Below are 18,758 nucleotides of genomic sequence, written 5' to 3' on the forward strand. Positions count from 1 at the left end.
CTCAGCGGGCGACCGGCGCGACCGTCAGCTGGTTGATGTTCGCGCCGGTCATCGAGCAACCCTTGGTGGGATAGGCAAGGAAGACCGAGTCGTAGCTGTTGGGCGGGTAAACCCTCAGTCCCGCAACGTCGGTCACGCCGCACTGATCTGCCGGGTAGTTCTCGACGTTCGTGGCGCGCACCAAAGACGTTGCGGCAGAGCCAGGGGCAAGGGAGACGAGTGAACCGGATCCGGAGCGGCCGGCTGCAGCACCCACTTCGCTTCCGGACGCTCCCGTGACATACGAGACGCCGGGGAAACCGTCGAGCGTGCACGTGCGGCCGCCCGTGTTGGTGAAGACCACCGGAAGCTCCACAGAACCGGCGGCGCCACTCGACTCGCCGAGGGTGACGTTCAGTTCCCCGATCGCGCAGCCTTCGGGATTGGGTGCCGTCGAGGTTGTGGTTTGGGTGTGATCGGTATGGGTCGTCGAAGGTGAAGCGGTGCCGGTCTGGGTCGTCGGCGCAGAGGCGGTCGTCGTTGAGGCGGGGGGCGGGGGACTCTCGGCCGTTCCCGTTTCATCCGAGCCGCAACCGCTGAGAAGGGCGAGAGCAGCAAGTGGAGCCGCCAACAAGCCGACGTTGCGCATGCGGTTCGAATTCATCGCTCTGTACTCCTCAGGCTGGTCGACAACTGTTTCCGAACATCCGTGTCCGGTATATCCGAGTTTGAAGCCGGATGTGCAGAAACGAATCAGGCTCGCCGGTGATCAGGACCTACTTCCCGGATGGATTGCCGTTGCGGATCTAGCATGAGAAATGACCTGTCCGGATCGCGACCACCGGGAGTAGCGCATGTTCACCTTCACCAGCGACGACGGAGTGGTCATTCATGTCCACGAATGGCCCACCGAGCAGGAACCTCGAGGGGTTGTTCAACTCGCGCACGGTATGGGTGAGCACGCAAAACGCTACGCACACGTTGCCGAAGCCCTGAATGCTCGCGGTTTCCACGTCTACGCGGCGGACCACCGCGGCCACGGTGAGAGCATGCACGCCGGCCCAGGCAACATCGGCGACGACGGCTGGAACCGCTTGGTTGCAGACATGGTGACCCTCACGGGCATCATCCGCGACAAACACCCCGGCCTGCCCGTCGTACTGCTCAGCCACAGCCTCGGTTCGTTCGCTTCGCAGCAGTACATCCTCGATCATTCGCACCTGATCGACGCCGTCGCACTGTCGGGGACCACCGCGGTCGATCAACTGATCGAGAGCCTCGTCAACGACGGCCCGGACGTCCTCGCCCAGTTCAATGCGGAATTCGAACCGGCCCGTACTCCGCACGACTGGCTCAGCCGTGACGAAGCGCAGGTGGATTTGTACATCAACGATCCGCTGTGCGGTTTCAGCCTGGACGACGCCGGCATGGGTGGACTTATCGCAGCGGGACCGAGGTTCGTCGACGTCGAGGGCGTGCGACAAGACCTTCCGATCCTGGTCTTCGTCGGCACCTCGGATCCTCTCAACGCCGCACTGAGCCGTACCGACGTCGCAGTCGAACGGTACAACTCGGCGGGGATCGAAGACGTCACCTACTACACCTATCCGGGTGCCAGACACGAGATCTTCAACGAGACCAACCGCGACGACGTCATCAACGATCTGACGACGTGGATGGACCGCGTACTCGAAGCATGACCGCCTCACCGGAAAGGGGAACACGATGTCCACAGTTCCGGCCGCACGACCCGATCCAGACCCGCGAGATGTCAAGCGCTGGAGACGATACCTCGCCGACGAACAAGCCGAGGCCGCCGTCTACCGAGACCTCGCGAGTAGGCGCAGCGGCGAGGAGCGCGAAATCCTTCTCGCACTGGCCGACGCGGAGGGGCGACACGAGGCGCACTGGCGAGCGCTACTCGGCGATCACGTCGGCAAACCACTTCGCGGCGATATCCGCACTCGGATACTGGGCTTTCTGGCCAGGCGCTTCGGCTCCGTCTTCGTGCTCGCTCTTGCGCAGCGCGCGGAGACGCGATCCCCGTATCCCAACGACGCCGACGCGACTGCATCGATGGGCGCGGACGAGAAGATCCACGAAGAAGTGGTGCGGGCCTTGGCCACTCGGGGTCGGAACAGACTTTCGGGGACGTTTCGTGCCGCCGTCTTCGGAGCCAACGACGGCCTCGTCAGCAATCTCGCTCTTGTACTCGGCATCAGCGGTAGCGGCGTCTCCAACCAGATCGTTCTGATCACCGGCATGGCCGGGCTTCTGGCCGGCGCCCTGTCGATGGGTGCCGGCGAGTACGTTTCAGTCCGCTCTCAGCGAGAGTTGTTGGAAGCGTCCAATCCTGGTCCCGCGGCCAGCGAAGCTGTCGGCCTGCTCGACGTCGACGCGAACGAATTGGCCCTGGTCTACCGGGCCCGCGGTATGTCCGCCGAGGAAGCGGACCAGCGCGCCGCCGAGGTCCTCGCGAACAGCACCTTCGGCGCCGCGGACGTTGTCGACGACCATGAAGCCGTCGGAACCGGGTTGGGCGCAGCGGCGGCAAGTTTCTGCTTCTTCGCCTCGGGCGCAATCATTCCGGTGCTGCCGTATCTGTTCGGCCTGGAAGGCATGACGGCTCTGATCGTCGCATCTGTTCTCGTGGGGATCGCGTTGCTGACGACGGGCGTTGTGGTCGGGTTGCTCTCGGGCGGGCCGCCATTCAAGCGGGCGCTACGCCAACTTGCGATCGGCTACGGCGCTGCCGGCGCGACGTATCTGCTCGGCATGTTGTTCGGGACTTCGCTCTGAGCGTCGGCTTACGCGCGTAGGGCGGGATCGCGGTGAGCCGGATCGATCCGAACCGGAATCTGGCACACCACGGCCTCGGTGTGTTTGCGCAGTGCATGAGCGATCTCATCGGTCCGTTGGCTCGGGAGGAACCGGTGCCATCTGGTCGCCGGGTCGATGGTGGCGACGACAACAAAGGTCTCTCGGTGGGGGAAGTGTGTGCGGATGTATCGGGCGAGGGTGTTCCCCACGGAATTCTCGGTGTCCTCGATGACGATCAAACGCGAATTCGGGTGTCGGGCTTGCCATCGGCGTGTGAAGTCCGTCGTCGATTCGTGGGCCAGGCAGACTCGAATTGCGATGGGCTGTGACGACATCGCCGTTGCCGCGGCCATCGCGCGGGTGGAGAGCGACGTAATTTCGGACACGGGTACTAGGACCGCTGGTTTGTATCCGATAGACAGAGAATCGTTCTCACCCTGAACGGTTAACCGAGTACCGATATGTGTGTACGCACCGCGGATGCGTTCCATGCCGAGGACGAGCGCAGGGAGCGCGAGAGCGATCAACCAGGCGCCCTCGGTGAACTTCATGGCGGTAGTCACCACTGCTGCGATCGAAGTTAACGCAGCCCCGAAACCGTTGAGCGCTAGGCGCCACTTCCAGCCCGGCGTCTGTTCGGCGAGCCAGTGGCGCACCATGCCGAACTGCGCGAGCGTGAATCCGATGAACACACCGATGGCGAACAGCGGCACCAAGGTGTTCATGTTCCCGCCGGATCCGATGAGCAGGAGAGCACCGACGCAACCGAGCGACAAGACGCCGTAAGTGAAGACGTCGCGCGTCGACTTCCGGCTGAAGCGATGCGGGAGCACGTTGTCGTCGGCGAGGATTCGCATCAGGTTCGGAAGTCCGCCGTACGAGGTATTCGCGGCCAACGCCAACAGAATCACGGTGGAGAATTGGACGACGTAGTAGCCCACACCATTTCCGAGGGCAGCGGAAGTGAGTTGCGACAGGACCGTTGTTCCAGGGACTGGGGCCAGTGAGAACTTCTCGATCAACACGGCAAGGCCGATCAACATGGTGCCCAACAGGATTCCCAGAGCTACTTCGGCACGCTGAGCGCTACGCACGCGAGGCTTCTTGAAACTGGGTACCGCGTTGGCGATGGCTTCGACACCGGTCAATGCGGCGCAACCACTCGAAAATGCCTTGAGCAGAAGGAGAATGCCGATCGTGTGTGCGTTGTCGACGACGAAGGGAGCCGTTGCGGCAGCAGGGTTTTCCCGAAGTAGTCCGGCACCGATCACCGTGAAGATGCTGACGACAAAAACCACGGTGGGCAACATGAATACCCGCGCGGAATCTGCGATGCCCCGCAGATTCAGTGCCGTGATGCCGCCGAGTATCGCCAGTGCGATCCAGACCGTGTAGGGAAGAAGCGCAGGGAAGGCGGAGGTCAGAGCCGCGACACCGGCTGCGATCGATACCGCGACGTTGAGGGTGTAGTCGACGATCAACGATGCGGCGGCGGTCAGGCTTGCGCGAGGACTCAGATGCTTCTTTGCGACGGCGTAGGCGCCACCGCCTTCGGGAAATGCGGCGATCACTTGGCGGTACGACGCCACCAGGACCACAAGCAGCACTGCGATGGCGATTGTCACCGGCACGGTGAAGCCGATCCCTGCGCCGCCGGCGAGGGCCAACACCAACACGATGGCTTCTGGCCCGTACGACACCGAGGCCATCGCGTCGAGCGAAAGCCCTGCCAGTCCGGTTGCGACGGAGAGCTTCTGATTCTCTGGCCCACGGGCCGGGCGGGTCGTCGACGATATGACTCCACGGTGTCCGAGTATCACTGCATGTCTCACCGAGTCAGTATCGTCATTTCCCGTAGCTCTGAGACTGATCTTGACGATGCTTTGACGCGATGGCCCGCAAATCTGTACGGGTTCACAACGGGGGTTCGAGTCGCGGGAAGCCTTGTGACAGCTGATCAATCCAGCGAGCGCGCTTGGCGAGAATATCGCGGTTCCGAGACTCCGATTGGGCGGCGACGTGCGAAAGTAGGTCGCGAAGTCGGCCCAGAACGAGTGGCGAGTTCGATGCCGAGGCTATGACGTCGTCCAGTCCGGTTCTGACGAAGCTCGTGAAGTCGGGCAGTGGAATCACCACACGCAGATCACCACGCTCGTCGACGGCCCGGATCGAATCTGCGCGTACGGAGGTCACCAGAGAGAGGAGGTCCTCGATCTCGTCGAGAGCCTGCACGGCCGTCGCAGGATCGTTGATAGCGGGTGAGAGCGCTCTGAGCGCGATGTCAGCCAACAACCGAATCGCGAGTAGGGGGTCCTGGGTGAAGGTCCGCTCACTCCCACTGACCAAGGCGTCAAGGATCGTGTTGGCGGGCATGGGTCCGCCGTAGACGTCGGCGAGCGGCAATCCGTCTCGCAGCGTGCTACCCGGCGACACTCGGAGGACCACCATGGATCGGCAGTTCCGAGCGTTCTGCAGCAGATCTTCGACGAGGATCTGCTGCAGAACGGCCGGCGGTCGATGCCACTCGATTGTCGTGATCACCGGAAGTGTTGGTAGAGGAGGCAACTCCAGATCGGTGGTGGGGTACACGGCGGCGAAGACTGCTCGGCCACGACTCGAGATCGTGGTCAGTACAGGAGCCAACTGGATGGCCGAGAATGCGCGCAGCTGGAGCAGCCTGATCAGCGTCAGCGTGGCCAAGAGCGCCAGCACTGCGAGACTTGGCACGACCACGGACACATCTGTTTCGTTGCTGATGGCGAGCGCCGCCGTGATGTCGAAAACCGACTGGCCTATCGCGAAGGCAAACGTCCGCCACACGATGGGGTCGTCGCGGAACAACAACAAGCGAGGGGTGAAGGTGGTCGCGGCCCATTGGACGACGAGGAACAGCAGCGAGAAGATCACTGCCACTACACCCAATAGCCCCAGTCCGAGGGCAACGAGCATCTCGCTGACCTGACGGGCGGGAATCATCGGGCCGCTCCGGACGTACGGCATCCCCAGTCCGGCAGCCAGTCCCACGACGACGCACAGGATCTGGGTCAGGCCGGCACGTACACGGCGCCGGGGGACGAGGAAGGCATGCCCGATCGGGGTGGGAGCGAAACGTCCGGGCTGATCCACACTTCAAGCCTCCACGCTGCGGCAATGGTGCGCCTTCACCCGAAACGGATGATGTCGACGTCGTCGTGATCCTGAAACGCTTGAAAGAGCCATGTGAGAGACAGAAGGCGAGACGTCATGACGGATCCGACAGACCAGAGCCGCGCCGTACTACCGATTCCGGATCGACAACATCTTGGTCTGGTGACGTACGACGCGAAGGATCCGGACACCGAGTTTCCGCCGATCACTCCGCTACTACCGCCGGCCGGCGCACCCAATGTTCTGGTGGTCCTGTTGGACGACGTGGGATATGGCGCGAGCAGTGCCTTCGGAGGACCAGCGGACACACCGACTGCTGAGCGATTGCAAAGTAATGGGCTCACGTACACGCGGTTTCACACGACGGCACTGTGTGCTCCGACCCGCGCCGCTCTTCTGAGCGGGCGCAACCATCATTCGGTCGGCATGGGATCGATCACCGAAACCGCTACCTCGGCTCCTGGTCTTTCCGGGCTGCGGCCGAATACCAAAGCCGCACTGCCGATGACGTTGAAACTCAACGGATACTCGACGGCGCAGTTCGGCAAGTGTCACGAGGTTCCGCCGTGGCAAACATCCCCGGTGGGACCGTTCACGTCGTGGCCGACGGGAGAAGGCGGATTCGAGCATTTCTACGGATTCATCGGCGGGGAGAACAACCAGTATTACCCGGCGCTGTACGAGGGCGTCGCGCCTGTCGAGCCGGACAAGACACCGGAGGAGGGTTACCACCTCACTGAGGACCTTGCCGATCACGCGATCGACTGGGTTCGGATGCAGAAGTCATTGGCTCCGGACAAGCCGTTCTTCGTCTACTTTGCACCCGGCGCTACCCATGCGCCGCACCATGTTCCGATGGAGTGGGCCGACAAGTACGAGGGCCGGTTCGCAGGAGGTTGGGACGCTCAACGCGAATCAATTCTCGAGCAGCAGAAACAGCGGGGGGTCGTTCCCGCGGATGCGGTCCTCACCCCGCGTCCCGAGGCCATCCCGGCGTGGGAGGACATGAGTGAGGAGATGAAGCCCGTCCTCGAACGCCAAATGGAAGTCTATGCAGGATTTCTCGAACACACCGATTTCCATGTCGGCCGGCTTGTCGATGCGATCGAAGAACTCGGAGCTCTCGACAACACCCTCGTGTACTACATCATCGGAGACAACGGAGCGTCCGCAGAGGGGACGATCAACGGCGCTTTCAACGAGATGGCCAACTTCAACGGACTCGCCGCCATCGAGACGCCCGAGTTCATGGCGGAAGTGAAAGACAAATTCGGTACCAAGGACGCATACAACCACTATTCCGTGGGGTGGGCGTGGGCAATGTGTACGCCGTATCAGTGGACGAAACAGGTTGCGTCACACTGGGGTGGCACCCGTAACGGGACGATCGTGCACTGGCCTGCAGGGATTCGGACCAAGGGGGAGACGCGGTCGCAGTTCACCCACGTCATCGACGTTGCACCGACGATCCTCGAAGTCGCGAAACTACCGGAACCGACCTTTGTCAACGGCGTCCAGCAATCACCCATCGAGGGGACCAGCATGGTCTACACCTTCGACGACGCCGAAGTCGCCGAACGTCACGATCTGCAGTACTTCGAGATGGCCGGCAACCGTGGAATCTATTACAAGGGTTGGAGTGCGGTCACCAGGCACAGCACTCCGTGGCTTTTCGCGGAGGCACTCCCCGCTCTCGACGACGACGTGTGGGAGCTCTACGACGGGTCTCAGGATTGGACGCAGTCCAAAGATTTGGCGGCCGAGTTGCCGGAGAAACTCGCTGCACTGCAGCGCTTGTGGTTGATCGAAGCAGTCAAGTACAACGTGCTTCCGATCGACGACCGAAGATTCGAGAGGTTCAACCCTCACATCGCGGGGCGTCCGCAGTTGGTGTCCGGGAATCGACAGGTTCTGTTTCCCGGAATGAAACGGCTGAGCGAGCACAGCGTGCTGAGTATCAAGAACCGATCATTCAGTGTCACAGCAGCAGTCGACGTCGCGGATGGCATTACTGCCAACGGTGTGATGATCGCGCAGGGAGGCAGATTTGGTGGCTGGGCACTTTACGCGCGGGAAGGCCGCGCCAAATTCGTCTACAACCTATTGGGCATGACCGAGTTCGTCATCGGTTCCGACGTTGACATTCCGGCAGGATCACACCAGATCAGAGCTGAGTTCACCTACGACGGAGGTGGTCTCGCGAGAGGCGGTGGGGTCACGATCTATCACGACGGTCGCGAAGTGGGCTCAGGTCGCGTCGAGCAGACGCAACCGATGGTCTTCTCCGCGGACGAGACCACCGACATCGGGGATGACTACGGCATGCCTGTCAGTGTTGATTACAGTGGCGCAACCACATTCAACGCACGTATCGACGTCGTGCAGATCGATGTCGGTGACGACGACCATACCCACCTCATCGATCCGGAGGAGGTGGCGCGAGTGGCGGTGTCCAGACAGTGATTCCACAGGCAAGAGCAGCAGTCACAATCTCCTGAGGGAGGGTCGCAATGCCGACCGTCATCCGTACTGTTCACGATCTGGTCCGCCACGCGCGCGGGCCGACGCACCATCACCACCATCAATCCGTGCACGAGGCGCGGCGAATGCGTGCCCACCACATTCTGGTCACGCATTCGCTCGCCTGATTTCGGGGCTACAGGTCGCGCGCCAATGCTCGTCCGGCTGCGCGGCCCGAGAAGATGCAGCCGCCGAGGAAGGTCCCCTCGAGTGCGCTGTAACCGTGGACTCCGCCGCCGCCGAAGCCCGCGACTTCACCGGCTGCGTACAGGCCGTCGAAGACACTGCCGTCGGCCTTGATGACCTGCGAATCCAGGTTGGTTTCCAAGCCGCCGAGAGTCTTGCGTGTGAGCAGGTGCAACCGGACCGCGATCAGTGGGCCGTTCTTGGGGTCCAGGATCTTGTGCGGTGCAACGACGCGCACGATCTTGTCTGCCAACAGATTACGGGCACCGTGGATGGCGGTGACCTGGAAGTCCTTGCTGTACTTGTTGTCGACTTCGCGGTCGCGGGCGATCATCTCGCGTTCGATGTCCTCGTAGTCGAGGAGCGGTTCGTCGGTGAGGGCGTTCATGCCGTCGACCAGATCACGAAGGTTGTTGCGCACCACGAAGTCCGCGCCCTTCTGCTTGAACGCCTCGACCGGTCCCGGCGCGCCTTTCTTGATTCGTTCGAGGAGGAGCTTGAAGTCGCGGTTGGTGAAGTCAGGGTTCTGTTCCGATCCCGAGAGTGCGAACTCCTTCTCGATGATCTTCTGGTCGAGGATGAACCACGTGTACTCGTGGCCGCTGTCGAGGATGTACTTGAAAGTTCCCATCGTGTCGAAGCCGGGGAAGTTGGGGACCGGCAGACGCTTGCCGGTGGCGTCGAACCACATCGAGGACGGTCCGGGGATGATTCGGATTCCGTGGTTGGGCCAGATGGGATTCCAGTTCTGGATGCCTTCGGTGTAGTGCCACATGCGGTCGCGGTTCACGATGTTTCCGCCTGCGGATTCGGTGATTTCGAGCATGCGTCCGTCGACGTGTGCAGGTACTCCCGTCAGCATGTGCTTCGGCGCCTTGCCGAGTCGCTCGGGCCAGTTCTTCTTCACCAGTTCGTAGTTGCCGCCGATTCCACCGGAGGTGACCACGACGGCCTGTGCGGCGAACTCGAATTCGCCGATGGGGGTGCGCGAGCTCTTCACGCCGCGCAGATCACTGGAAGGTTCGAGGACGGTTCCGCGTACACCAGTGACCGCACCGTCGGTCACCACCAACTGATCCACCTGGTGGCGGTGCTTGAACGTGACCAGTCCGCGCTTCTGGGCAGCAATCACCTTGGTCAGAAAGACATCGACCACGCCGGGGCCGGTTCCCCAGGTGAGGTGGAAGCGCGGCACCGAATTGCCGTGTCCAAGAGCCATTCCGCGGCCGCGTTCGGCCCAGCCGACATTCGGCATCAGGCGAAGCCCCAGATCGTGCAGGTACTGACGCTTGTCGCCCGCTGCGAACTCGACGTACGCCTTGGCCCACTGACGCGGCCAGTGATCTTCGCGCTCACGGTCGAATCCGGCTGTGCCCATCCAGTCCTGCATTGCCAACTCGAGGGAGTCCTTAATGCCGAGTCGGCGTTGCTCGGGGCTGTTCACGAGGAAGAGTCCGCCGAGAGACCAAAATGCCTGCGCGCCGAGGTTGGCAGCGTTCTCCTGTTCCACGACAAGGACTTTGCGGCCCGCGCGCGTCAGTTCGTAGGTGGCGACCAGTCCCGCCAGCCCTGCCCCGACAACGATGACGTCAGCTTGTTCGCTCACGACAACTCCTCTTCCGATTGGTTGTTCTGGATTATTTCGCTGTAGGACAGCAGAATTCGAGTGAAGATATCGCGGCGCAGTGCAAAGGCGGCGTTGGTGTCGGTATCGACGAGGCACTGCACGCTGGTGCCGTCGTGCACTGCAACCAATGCCCGTCCCAACGCCGTCGGGTCGCCGACGATTGTTCGCCCGACATCGCTGAGTGCGGACTCCACAATGGGCAACAGGGTGCGAAGGATCGCGTCTTCACGGTCGGCAAGGGCTTTGCGAAGTGCCGGGTTACGGAGCGCGTGGGCTGTGAATTCCGCGTTGATCCGGTACCACTGCGGGTCGACCGGAACCACCGCCACGATCCGGGCGACAGCGGCATGGATGTCGACGATGTTACCGGCGGTGATCGACTCCGTCGCCAGCCGTAGATCGGCGAGCATTGATGCAGATCGCTGCTCCCACATCGCGAAGAACAATTCGTCGAGTGAATCGAAGTTGGAGTAGAACGCGCCTCGGGAGTATCCGGCGCGTTCGCAGATCTGCTCGACCGTGGCGTGCCCGAACCCGGATTCGGAGAAGACATCTGCAGCCGCGTCGAGCAGACGCTGCCGGGTCTGACCACGGCGTTTGGTGACACGCTTGGCCGGCGAGTTGTCCGTTCCAGTCGTCATCGGCGCCTCCGTCAGGGTGGGACCCCAAACGATACACCGATGTATCCGATGCGCAGGCGTATCTCGATCTGTTCTTTTTCGCAGGTATTTCTATGCATATCTAGTAAATGTGCAAGAGAGGTGAATATTCAGATGTGATCGCTATAGATGCAGATCACGCTTCCTGATCGCCGCAGTGGCGACGACGCTGATCGCCGAGGTGGCCACCAGATATCCACAGGCCAGCCACGGTGAACCGCCGGTGGCGCCGATCAGTGCAGTAAGGATCAGAGGTGTGACGCCGGAGGCGTAGATACCAGAGAACTGATAGACGACCGACAACCCGGTGTACCGGATTTCTGTGGGGTAGAGGCTCGCATACAGCGTTCCCTGGGCGCCGTAGAACAAGGCATGAATCACTCCGAAGACCACGACCATCGCGACTCCGAAGAGCAGGAGATTCTCGGTACCGAACAGTGCGAAGGCGGGGAAGATCGCGAGGCCGTACGCGGCGATGCCCACGATGTAGACCCGTTGCGGGCCGAACCGATCAGCGAGTGAACCGGAAAACGGCAGCAAGATCGCCATCACTACTGCGGCCACGGTGACCACAAGAAGTACCGGAACCTTTTCGAAATGCAGAGTCTTGGTTGCATACGTGATTGCAAAGACGCCCCAGGTGTTGAACGCGGCGCCCTCGCCCCAGCGAGACAGCATGCCCAGTACGGTGTTTCGCGCGACTCTTCCTTGAAAGACTTCCCTGAGCGGGGCGGATGAGCGCTGTTCGAGGTCGCGAACGGCCTGAAATGCCGGCGTCTCGTCGACCTTCAAACGGACCACCAACCCCACGATCACGAGTACCAAGCTCAGAACAAAGGCTATGCGCCAGCCGAAACGGAGAAACTGTTCGTCGTCGAAGACCGTTTGAAGTAGTGCGAACATTCCTGTGCCCAAAGCCAAGCCGAGAGCCAGTCCGATCTGCGGGATGCTGCCGAACAGCCCGCGCTTCTTCTCCGGACTGTGTTCGACCGCCAGAAGAACGGCTCCGGCCCACTCACCACCGAGAGCAAATCCCTGCAGGATACGAAGCAGCAGAAGCAGAATCGGTGCAACGACCCCGATTTGAGCTGCGGTCGGAAGGACACCCATGAGCGCCGTCGCGATACCCATGATGAACATCGTGAGGGCAAGCGTTTTCTTGCGCCCGATGCGATCGCCGATGTGACCGAACACCACTCCGCCGATGGGGCGAACGAGAAAGCCGACCGCGAAGGTCGCAAAAGAAAGCATGGTCCCGACAAAGGAACTCTGGTTGGGGAAGAACAGTTGGTTGAAGACGAGGCTCGCGGCCGTCGCGTAGAGGAAGAAGTCGTACCACTCGACCGTCGTGCCGAGCAGGCTCGCGGCGACGACGGTTCTCAGTCTGGATCGCCGCTCGTCGTCGGTCTCGTTCGAGAACGGTGAATTGTGCTCGACTTCGGCAAACGTGGTCATCGGAGCCCCCGGGTCGCGGTGCAAATTCACGAAGGTATCGCCGGAGCCGAAAGTGGGCACCCGTAGCGATCAGGGTGATTTCAACCCTGTTCTTCGAGGTGGACTGTGGTTGTAATGACAGAAGAGTTCTGCCTGTTCGTCGACGAAAGGAATCACCGTGTCACTGCGCTTCCACTGGTTCTTGCCTACTTACGGTGATTCCCGGAATCTGATGGCGGGTGGGCACGGCAGCTCGATGTCCGGTGATCGTCCGGCGACGCTGAAATACCTCAATCAGATCGGCGCGGCCGCCGAGACGAACGGCTTCGAAGCTGTCCTCACGCCGACCGGCGCGTGGTGCGAAGACGCATGGCTGACGACGGCGATGATGCTCGAGACCACCGAGACACTCAAGTTTCTGGTTGCTCTGCGCCCGGGATTGCTCAGCCCCACGCTTGCCGCTCAGATGGCCGCAACCTTCCAATGGCAGTCGGGCGGTCGTCTGCTGCTCAACGTCGTGACCGGCGGGGAGGACCACGAGCAGCGCACGTTCGGTGACTTCCTCGACAAGAACCAACGGTACGCACGATGCGGCGAGTTCCTAGACGTGATCCGCCAGTTGTGGTCCGGTAACGGTCCGGTTGATTTCTCCGGCGAGTACGTCAACGTGGAAAAGGCTATGCTGCAGCGTATTCCGGACCCGGTACCGCCCATCTTCTTCGGTGGATCGTCGCCGGCGGCCGGAACCGTCGCATCGCGTTACGCGGATACGTATCTCACCTGGGGTGAGACGCCGTCCGCTGTTGCCGCCAAGATCGCCTGGATTCGCGACCTCGCGGAAGTTCAAGGTCGTCACCTCGACTACGGAATCCGTCTGCATGTCATCAGCCGGGACACCTCGGAACAGGCATGGGCAGAAGCGGATCGGCTGCTCAGTGCGCTCGATCCGGCGACCGTCGAGCAGGCTCAGGCGAGTCTTGCGCGATCCGGCTCCGAAGGTCAGCGTCGGATGCTCGAATTGCACGGCGGCGGTTCGGCTTACAAGGAGGGCGTCGGAGCGAGGTCGCTGGAGATTGCGCCGAACCTGTGGACCGGCGTCGGATTGGTGCGAGGGGGTGCAGGCACCGCATTGGTCGGTTCGCACCAAGAAGTGGCTGATCGGATTGCCGAGTACGCGGCGATCGGTCTGGATCACTTCGTATTGTCGGGCTATCCCCATCTCGAAGAGGCGTATCAGTTCGGTGAGGGCGTGCGTCCGATCCTCGAAAAGCGTGGATTGGTAGCACCGCACGGTTCGGTCGGCGGACCGGTGCGAACGCCCTTCGTCTCCAGTGGGAACTGAGTCGAACAGCGAGCTCTTCGAGAAGGGGACGTTTGTCCCGATCTTTCGGGCACGGCCTCCCTCCGGGACTATTCACGCAATTCGGTCAGTAGATCCGTTCTAGGCTGCGCACTGTTGCCGAACTCAAGGCGCAGTACGAAAGGATCCTCGATGAAGCTGGGCACGAGTGGAGTACGTCGCGTCGTGGGAACCGTGGCAGTCGCCGCTGCAACCGCGGCAGGCGTCGCGATGGTCAATCCTGCAACTGCGTCGGCCGAGGTGGTCCCGCCGGTCGTCTCGTACAAGGTGACCGGAAACGATCTGGCACTGACGATCACGAACAACAACACGGGCATTGCCCCGTTGTGCCAGGCGTTTGTCGTCAACGCCGCGGATTCTGCTGCCGTGCTTGATGATCCGCTCAAGCTGCTCGATCCGAACCTTGTGGTGTACCCCAAGATCACCGACCCGTCCTCACTGTTCGCCGTCGGTAAGGGGCAGACGGTCACCAACACCGTGACCGATGTTCCGGACGGAACCTACGCCGTGCTCGGTGCGTGCTCCGATCTTCTCGATCTGGAGACGTTGGGTAAGCCTGTTCCTGGCGTGCCGAGCCTCGTTGTCATCGGTGGACCGTTCAGCGGCATCAATACCGGAAGCCTGAGCGACCTGTTCGGCAGCGGCAGCCTCGAAGGACTTTTCGGGTAGCTCACCGTCTGTCTCCCCAATTTTCCGACTGAGCGGTCTATTCTTCAGGCATCTGGTGATCTGACCGACTTGCCTGGAGGTTCGGAAATGCGAAGTCGTGGATTCAAACGCGTTCTCGGAAGCATTGTCGCGGCGTCGGCCGCCGTCGTGGGACTTGTTGTCATGACTCCGGCGACGGCGTCGGCAGCACCGGCGATTCTCCCGCCTCCGGTGTCGGTGAGCGCAGCGGACAATGCGATCACCTTCACCATCACCAATCCGAACCCGCGGTTCAGCTTCATCAACTGCACAGTGGCGATCCTCAACGCCAGGGATGTCCCCGACGTGATCCGCGATCCGGCAAAGCTGCTCCAGCCCGGCGTGTTGGTGTATCCGACCGTCAGCAACATCCTCGATCTGTTTGCCGTTTCGCCTGGGCAGACGATCACGCGGACCGTCGGGAATCTGCCGGCCGGGGTGTACGCCGTTGCGGGAGCGTGCGTTCGACTGCTCGATCCGACCAACCCCACTATCGCGATTCCGCAGGCCGTTGTGGTCGGCGGCTGGTTCGAGGGCGCCGGAACCGGAAGTCTCTCAGGTTCTTTGCAGGACCTGGGATACAACACGGTCCAGGACTTGATCGACGCGTGGAATCGGATCAGCTCGGGAAGCAGCGGCGGCAGTTTCCAGTTCGAGTACCAAGGTGGCTCGGATTTCGAGGTAGTGGGTCCTACGTCGTAGTCGGTCCGGCTCACTTGCGCGCGCGGTGGCGTCGCACCGCGTCGCGATTTGCACACGTGGGGGAGCAGTACCGCTGATTGCCGTTGCGTGAGGTGTCCGCGTAGATGTTGGTGCACTCGTCCAGGGTGCACCGACCTAATCTGTGCATTCCGCGGCCGACGAGGTGCAGCGCCGTGCCTACCGAGAAGAGTGCCTTGAGGACCTCGGCGAGCGACTGTTGGGGATCGCGGTAGTGCAGATGCCACCCGTCGTTGGCGTGGTTGGTCATTCGCGGATACGCCGACGCTTGCTCGAGCATGACGTTCACCAACTCGGCGCGGGCAGCCTCCTCCGTGACGTCGACGATTTTCGACCACTCGATCAGAAGGTCGAGGGTCTCGTCGAGGTCCTTCTCGGCGATGGGGAAATCGAGAATGATGCCTGCGTCGACGCAGCGTTCGACGAGTTCGGCCAAGGTCTCGGGATTTCGATTGGCCAGGTCGGCGGCCAGCGTCACCGCATATTCGCCGTAAGGGTTGAGATGCACAATGCCATTACATCATGCTCGTCGTATGAAGAAAACAGATTTCGCGCCGATAAGTTGCATCCACCGCTGGGAGATCGAATCTCGGCATCGGACCAGCGAGGGGACGGTCACCTACCTGCGCTGCCATTGCGGGTCGTGGCAGACCTTGCTCGCCGAATGGGTGTCGGGCGGTGCGAGCTCGGCCGTCGCTGCGCCGATCAAGGTCAGGTCCAGGTAATGGTCAGCTAATCGCTCCGTTTTGCCTCGGGTGACATGGAACGTGTTCTAGATTCAGGGTTGTATGCCTCGGTATCGCGGCGCAGACTCTGAAAGGGAAGACGATGCAGTTCAACCTCGCTGATGTATTCGAAACCGTCGCCAGCTCGGTGCCTGATCGCGTCGCCTTGACTTACGAGGGAGAGAACTTCTCCTACGCTGAGCTGGACGCGGAAGCCAACCGAACGGCCAACCTGCTCGCGCAAGCCGGCATCTCGCGCGGCGATCATGTAGCCCTGTTCCTGAAGAACAGCGTCGAACATGTCACGTCGATCCTCGGGTTGATCAAGATCCGTGCGGTCCCGATCAACGTGAACTACCGGTACACGCCCGCCGAGCTCGAGTACATCTTCACCAACTCCGACTCGGTCGCAGTGGTCGTGGAACTCCTCGAGCATCAGCGTGTCCTTGCTTCCCTTTTCGGTGCATGCCCGAAGGTGAAGACGGTGATCGTGATCGGCGAGGTCGAGGCCGAACTGGTCGCTGCCGCGAAAGCGCATGAAGTGTCGGTGGTTTCCTTCGACGACGCTCGCGAGATGTCACCGGTAGGGGAGTTCGATTCTCGTTCGGGCGACGACGTGTACCTGCTCTACACCGGCGGGACGACCGGATACCCGAAGGGTGTCATGTGGCGTCACGACGACTTCTTCCGTAAGCCGCTCTCCGGCGGAAATCCGTACGGCGAGGAAGCTCGACAGGACCTCGCCGAGATAGCCAGCGCTGCAAAGGAATTTCCGGAACTCTCGTTCCTCATTGCCGCCCCCCTCATGCACGGCGCAGCGTTGTATTCGCTGTTCACCTTCCTCACCCTCGGTGCCCGCGTGGTTCTACGACGAGAATTCGTTGCGGAGAAGGTCGTCGAAGCGATCGAGAAGGATTCGGTACAGGTGATCCTGATCGTCGGTGACGGCATGGGACTGCCGTTGGTCGACGAGATGGAACGACGCAAAGACGAGGTCGATTTCAGCAGTCTCTTCTCGATCACGTCAGGTGGTGCGATCTGGTCCACCAGCGTTCGAGACCGCATGCTGGCGGTGAAGCCGGACCTGCTGTTGCGGGACAACTTCGGAGCCTCGGAGTCCGGTAATGACGGCGCCTTCTCCATCGATGAGGCGGGAAATCTGCGAATGCCGCCCTCGCCGAACATGATCCTGGTCGACGAGCGGCTCGAAGAGATCCCCGCCGGCTCCGACGACGTGGGCTACATCGCGCGTATCGGAAACGTCCCGCTCGGGTACTACAAGGACGAAGAGAAGACCGCCCGCACGTTCCCGACCCGCGCTGACGGCACCCGTCTTTCGGTGCTCGGCGACATGGGCAAGGTTGAAGCGGACGGCACGATTGTCTTCCTGGGCCGCGGCTCACAGTGCATTAACACCGGCGGCGAGAAGGTTTTCGCCGAAGAGGTCGAGGCTGCCCTTCACGCGCATCCGGCGATCTCCGACGCGCTTGTCGTCCCCGCACCCGACGCGCGCATGGGGCAGCAGGTTGCCGCGGTGATCGCGACCTATCCCGAGTCCGACGAGCTGACTCTCGAAGCGGTTCAGGAACATTGCCGTAAGACGTTGGCCGGTTACAAGGTGCCGCGCACGATCGTGCTGGTCGATGAAGTCAAGAGGACCCCGGCCGGTAAGGCGGACTACCGCTGGGCGACGACACTGGCGTCGTCCTAGCAGTGTGGAGTGGGTGGCGACAACCTTTCACACGGATTTCACCACGACATAAGAGACATACCGGAAAGATGGCGCAGAGTAAGTCGTTCGCGCCTTGCGTCGTCACTCCACGAAAGGGTCTCAGCTCATGCTCATCATCGGAATACTCCTGTTCGGGATCGTCATCGGAGCGGGAGCCCAGCTGATTCTGGGGAAAACGACCGCACGAGTGGACTGGACCTTCGCGTTCATCGCGGGAATCGGTGGTTCGCTGGTTGGCGGATTGCTCGTGAGTTTGATTGCAGGCGACGGATTATCATTGCGCCCGAGCGGCATCCTCGGGTCCCTTGCCGGCGCTGTCATCATCACCGCGGGGTGGCAGTGGTACCGCGGGAGGAACGCAACTACAACTACGCGTCCGTCTGATCGCTGATTTCCACAGTTCCGTCAGGGGACGGAGAGCGTCGACATATGACCGAACTACTCGATGAAGTCCTCACCGCACATGGCGGAGTCGAACGTTGGCAGTCTGTTTCAGCGATCACGGCACGGGGACGTTTGGGCGGTCTGCTGCCTCAGCGCTTCCCCGGCAACAAGCTGGCGAAGTTCACGGTCGAGGTTGAAGTCGCCGAGCAACGCACTGTCCTCCAAGACTTTCCGCGTGTCGGCGAGTGCGCTGTGTTCGACAAGGGCGTCGTGCGGATCGAAACTCGTGACGGCGAAGAACTCGGGAGTCGAACCGACCCACGTCCAGAGTTTTTCGGGTTGAGTGGCGTCCGGCGCAACCTCCACTGGGACGCGCTCGACACCGCTTACTTTGCCGGCTACGCCTTTTGGAACTATCTGAACGCACCGCTACTGCTCGCCCGCGACGACATCACTGTCACCGAAGCCGAACCTTGGCAGGAATCCGGGCAGCAATGGCGACGACTACAAGCAACGTTCGCGCCGGCGATCGATACCCATTGCCGGCAGCAGACCTTCTATGTCGACAACGGTGGCCTCATCCGCCGTCACGACTTCGTCGCCGAACCGGTAGGCAGCTGGGCGAAAGCTGCTCTCTACTGCGACCAGCATCGCGAGTTCGACGGTCTCACCTTTCCCACTCGACGGCGCGTTCTCCCGCGGGGCCCAGGCAGTCGCGTTCTCTCGCGGCCGACCCTCCTGGCGCTCGACTTCGACGACATCGAGATCAAGCGATGAA

At 61.6% G+C, this 18,758-nt stretch carries 17 protein-coding genes; 10 read left to right on the plus strand and 7 right to left on the minus strand.

Translation table 11 applies throughout. From position 1 onward, the window contains the following. Window position 1 precedes the first annotated feature (1 nt). On the minus strand, window positions 2-643 hold the full coding sequence (locus YH3_RS15090; protein WP_064443660.1) for a DUF4232 domain-containing protein: 642 nt from the start codon (window positions 641-643) through the stop codon (window positions 2-4). Window positions 644-833: 190 nt separating this feature from the next. Here YH3_RS15090 and YH3_RS15095 point away from each other — a divergent pair, with 190 nt between their 5' ends. Both YH3_RS15095 and YH3_RS15100 read left to right on the plus strand, forming a co-directional pair. Beyond that, the gene (locus YH3_RS15095; protein WP_003939910.1) at window positions 834-1,679 is read left to right on the plus strand and encodes an alpha/beta hydrolase; all 846 of its coding nucleotides are present in this window, start codon (window positions 834-836) and stop codon (window positions 1,677-1,679) included. Between the two features lie 25 nt (window positions 1,680-1,704). Then, window positions 1,705-2,778: a VIT1/CCC1 family protein gene (locus tag YH3_RS15100; RefSeq protein WP_007729922.1), complete on the plus strand. Its 1,074-nt coding sequence runs from the start codon at window positions 1,705-1,707 to the stop codon at window positions 2,776-2,778. 8 nt (window positions 2,779-2,786) lie between these two features. On the opposite strand, the gene YH3_RS15105 is transcribed toward YH3_RS15100, so the two are convergent. Both YH3_RS15105 and YH3_RS15110 read right to left on the minus strand, forming a co-directional pair. After that, window positions 2,787-4,619, minus strand: coding sequence for an APC family permease (locus YH3_RS15105; protein WP_064443661.1), 1,833 nt, complete (start codon window positions 4,617-4,619; stop codon window positions 2,787-2,789). A gap of 94 nt (window positions 4,620-4,713) precedes the next feature. Further along, window positions 4,714-5,925: a DUF2254 family protein gene (locus tag YH3_RS15110; RefSeq protein WP_064443662.1), complete on the minus strand. Its 1,212-nt coding sequence runs from the start codon at window positions 5,923-5,925 to the stop codon at window positions 4,714-4,716. 117 nt (window positions 5,926-6,042) lie between these two features. Here YH3_RS15110 and YH3_RS15115 point away from each other — a divergent pair, with 117 nt between their 5' ends. Next, entirely contained in the window at window positions 6,043-8,409 is a 2,367-nt protein-coding gene (locus YH3_RS15115; RefSeq protein ID WP_042924906.1) for an arylsulfatase, read from the plus strand. 47 nt (window positions 8,410-8,456) lie between these two features. Then, complete coding sequence (locus YH3_RS36045; protein WP_153211511.1) at window positions 8,457-8,594, plus strand: hypothetical protein; 138 nt, start codon at window positions 8,457-8,459, stop codon at window positions 8,592-8,594. Between the two features lie 8 nt (window positions 8,595-8,602). On the opposite strand, the gene YH3_RS15120 is transcribed toward YH3_RS36045, so the two are convergent. The 3 genes from YH3_RS15120 to YH3_RS15130 all read right to left on the minus strand — a co-directional run bounded on the left by YH3_RS15120 (window position 8,603) and on the right by YH3_RS15130 (window position 12,393). Then, on the minus strand, window positions 8,603-10,258 hold the full coding sequence (locus YH3_RS15120; RefSeq protein ID WP_019745556.1) for an FAD-binding dehydrogenase: 1,656 nt from the start codon (window positions 10,256-10,258) through the stop codon (window positions 8,603-8,605). Further along, window positions 10,255-10,920 (minus strand): TetR/AcrR family transcriptional regulator, encoded by a 666-nt coding sequence (locus YH3_RS15125; protein ID WP_042924910.1) that lies wholly within the window; start codon window positions 10,918-10,920, stop codon window positions 10,255-10,257. The genes YH3_RS15120 and YH3_RS15125 overlap by 4 nt, the downstream gene beginning before the upstream one ends. Window positions 10,921-11,061: 141 nt before the next feature. Beyond that, complete coding sequence (locus YH3_RS15130; RefSeq protein ID WP_064444197.1) at window positions 11,062-12,393, minus strand: MFS transporter; 1,332 nt, start codon at window positions 12,391-12,393, stop codon at window positions 11,062-11,064. Between the two features lie 157 nt (window positions 12,394-12,550). On the opposite strand from YH3_RS15130, the gene YH3_RS15135 reads away from it, so the two are divergent. From YH3_RS15135 to YH3_RS15145, 3 genes are all read left to right on the plus strand, one after another. Continuing rightward, window positions 12,551-13,714: an LLM class flavin-dependent oxidoreductase gene (locus YH3_RS15135; protein WP_058226639.1), complete on the plus strand. Its 1,164-nt coding sequence runs from the start codon at window positions 12,551-12,553 to the stop codon at window positions 13,712-13,714. Window positions 13,715-13,864: 150 nt separating this feature from the next. Further along, the gene (locus YH3_RS15140; protein ID WP_007729952.1) at window positions 13,865-14,401 is read left to right on the plus strand and encodes a hypothetical protein; all 537 of its coding nucleotides are present in this window, start codon (window positions 13,865-13,867) and stop codon (window positions 14,399-14,401) included. A gap of 87 nt (window positions 14,402-14,488) precedes the next feature. After that, complete coding sequence (locus tag YH3_RS15145; protein ID WP_064443663.1) at window positions 14,489-15,121, plus strand: hypothetical protein; 633 nt, start codon at window positions 14,489-14,491, stop codon at window positions 15,119-15,121. 10 nt (window positions 15,122-15,131) lie between these two features. On the opposite strand, the gene YH3_RS15150 is transcribed toward YH3_RS15145, so the two are convergent. Then, the gene (locus tag YH3_RS15150) at window positions 15,132-15,647 is read right to left on the minus strand and encodes a CGNR zinc finger domain-containing protein (RefSeq protein ID WP_003940315.1); all 516 of its coding nucleotides are present in this window, start codon (window positions 15,645-15,647) and stop codon (window positions 15,132-15,134) included. Between the two features lie 320 nt (window positions 15,648-15,967). Between YH3_RS15150 and YH3_RS15155 the strand changes: the two genes are divergently transcribed. From YH3_RS15155 to YH3_RS15165, 3 genes are all read left to right on the plus strand, one after another. Continuing rightward, window positions 15,968-17,575 carry an AMP-binding protein gene (locus tag YH3_RS15155; RefSeq protein ID WP_064443664.1) on the plus strand — a complete coding sequence of 536 codons (1,608 nt, stop codon included), beginning with the start codon at window positions 15,968-15,970 and terminating at the stop codon, window positions 17,573-17,575. A gap of 127 nt (window positions 17,576-17,702) precedes the next feature. Then, on the plus strand, window positions 17,703-17,987 hold the full coding sequence (locus YH3_RS15160) for a hypothetical protein (protein WP_003939785.1): 285 nt from the start codon (window positions 17,703-17,705) through the stop codon (window positions 17,985-17,987). 38 nt (window positions 17,988-18,025) lie between these two features. Continuing rightward, complete coding sequence (locus tag YH3_RS15165) at window positions 18,026-18,757, plus strand: hypothetical protein (RefSeq protein WP_064443665.1); 732 nt, start codon at window positions 18,026-18,028, stop codon at window positions 18,755-18,757. Window position 18,758: the final 1 nt, after the last annotated feature.

The organism is Rhodococcus sp. YH3-3, assembly GCF_001653035.1.
GTDB lineage: Bacteria > Actinomycetota > Actinomycetes > Mycobacteriales > Mycobacteriaceae > Rhodococcus_F > Rhodococcus_F qingshengii.

What these genes read in the sequence shown, in the direction of transcription:
- YH3_RS15090 (WP_064443660.1), bottom strand. Translation starts at nt 643, where the DNA reads ATGAATTCGAACCGCATGCGCAACGTCGGCTTGTTGGCGGCTCCACTT.
- YH3_RS15095 (WP_003939910.1), top strand. Translation starts at nt 834, where the DNA reads ATGTTCACCTTCACCAGCGACGACGGAGTGGTCATTCATGTCCACGAA.
- YH3_RS15100 (WP_007729922.1), top strand. Translation starts at nt 1,705, where the DNA reads ATGTCCACAGTTCCGGCCGCACGACCCGATCCAGACCCGCGAGATGTC.
- YH3_RS15115 (WP_042924906.1), top strand. Translation starts at nt 6,043, where the DNA reads ATGACGGATCCGACAGACCAGAGCCGCGCCGTACTACCGATTCCGGAT.
- YH3_RS36045 (WP_153211511.1), top strand. Translation starts at nt 8,457, where the DNA reads ATGCCGACCGTCATCCGTACTGTTCACGATCTGGTCCGCCACGCGCGC.
- YH3_RS15125 (WP_042924910.1), bottom strand. Translation starts at nt 10,920, where the DNA reads ATGACGACTGGAACGGACAACTCGCCGGCCAAGCGTGTCACCAAACGC.
- YH3_RS15130 (WP_064444197.1), bottom strand. Translation starts at nt 12,393, where the DNA reads ATGACCACGTTTGCCGAAGTCGAGCACAATTCACCGTTCTCGAACGAG.
- YH3_RS15140 (WP_007729952.1), top strand. Translation starts at nt 13,865, where the DNA reads ATGAAGCTGGGCACGAGTGGAGTACGTCGCGTCGTGGGAACCGTGGCA.
- YH3_RS15145 (WP_064443663.1), top strand. Translation starts at nt 14,489, where the DNA reads ATGCGAAGTCGTGGATTCAAACGCGTTCTCGGAAGCATTGTCGCGGCG.
- YH3_RS15155 (WP_064443664.1), top strand. Translation starts at nt 15,968, where the DNA reads ATGCAGTTCAACCTCGCTGATGTATTCGAAACCGTCGCCAGCTCGGTG.
- YH3_RS15160 (WP_003939785.1), top strand. Translation starts at nt 17,703, where the DNA reads ATGCTCATCATCGGAATACTCCTGTTCGGGATCGTCATCGGAGCGGGA.
- YH3_RS15165 (WP_064443665.1), top strand. Translation starts at nt 18,026, where the DNA reads ATGACCGAACTACTCGATGAAGTCCTCACCGCACATGGCGGAGTCGAA.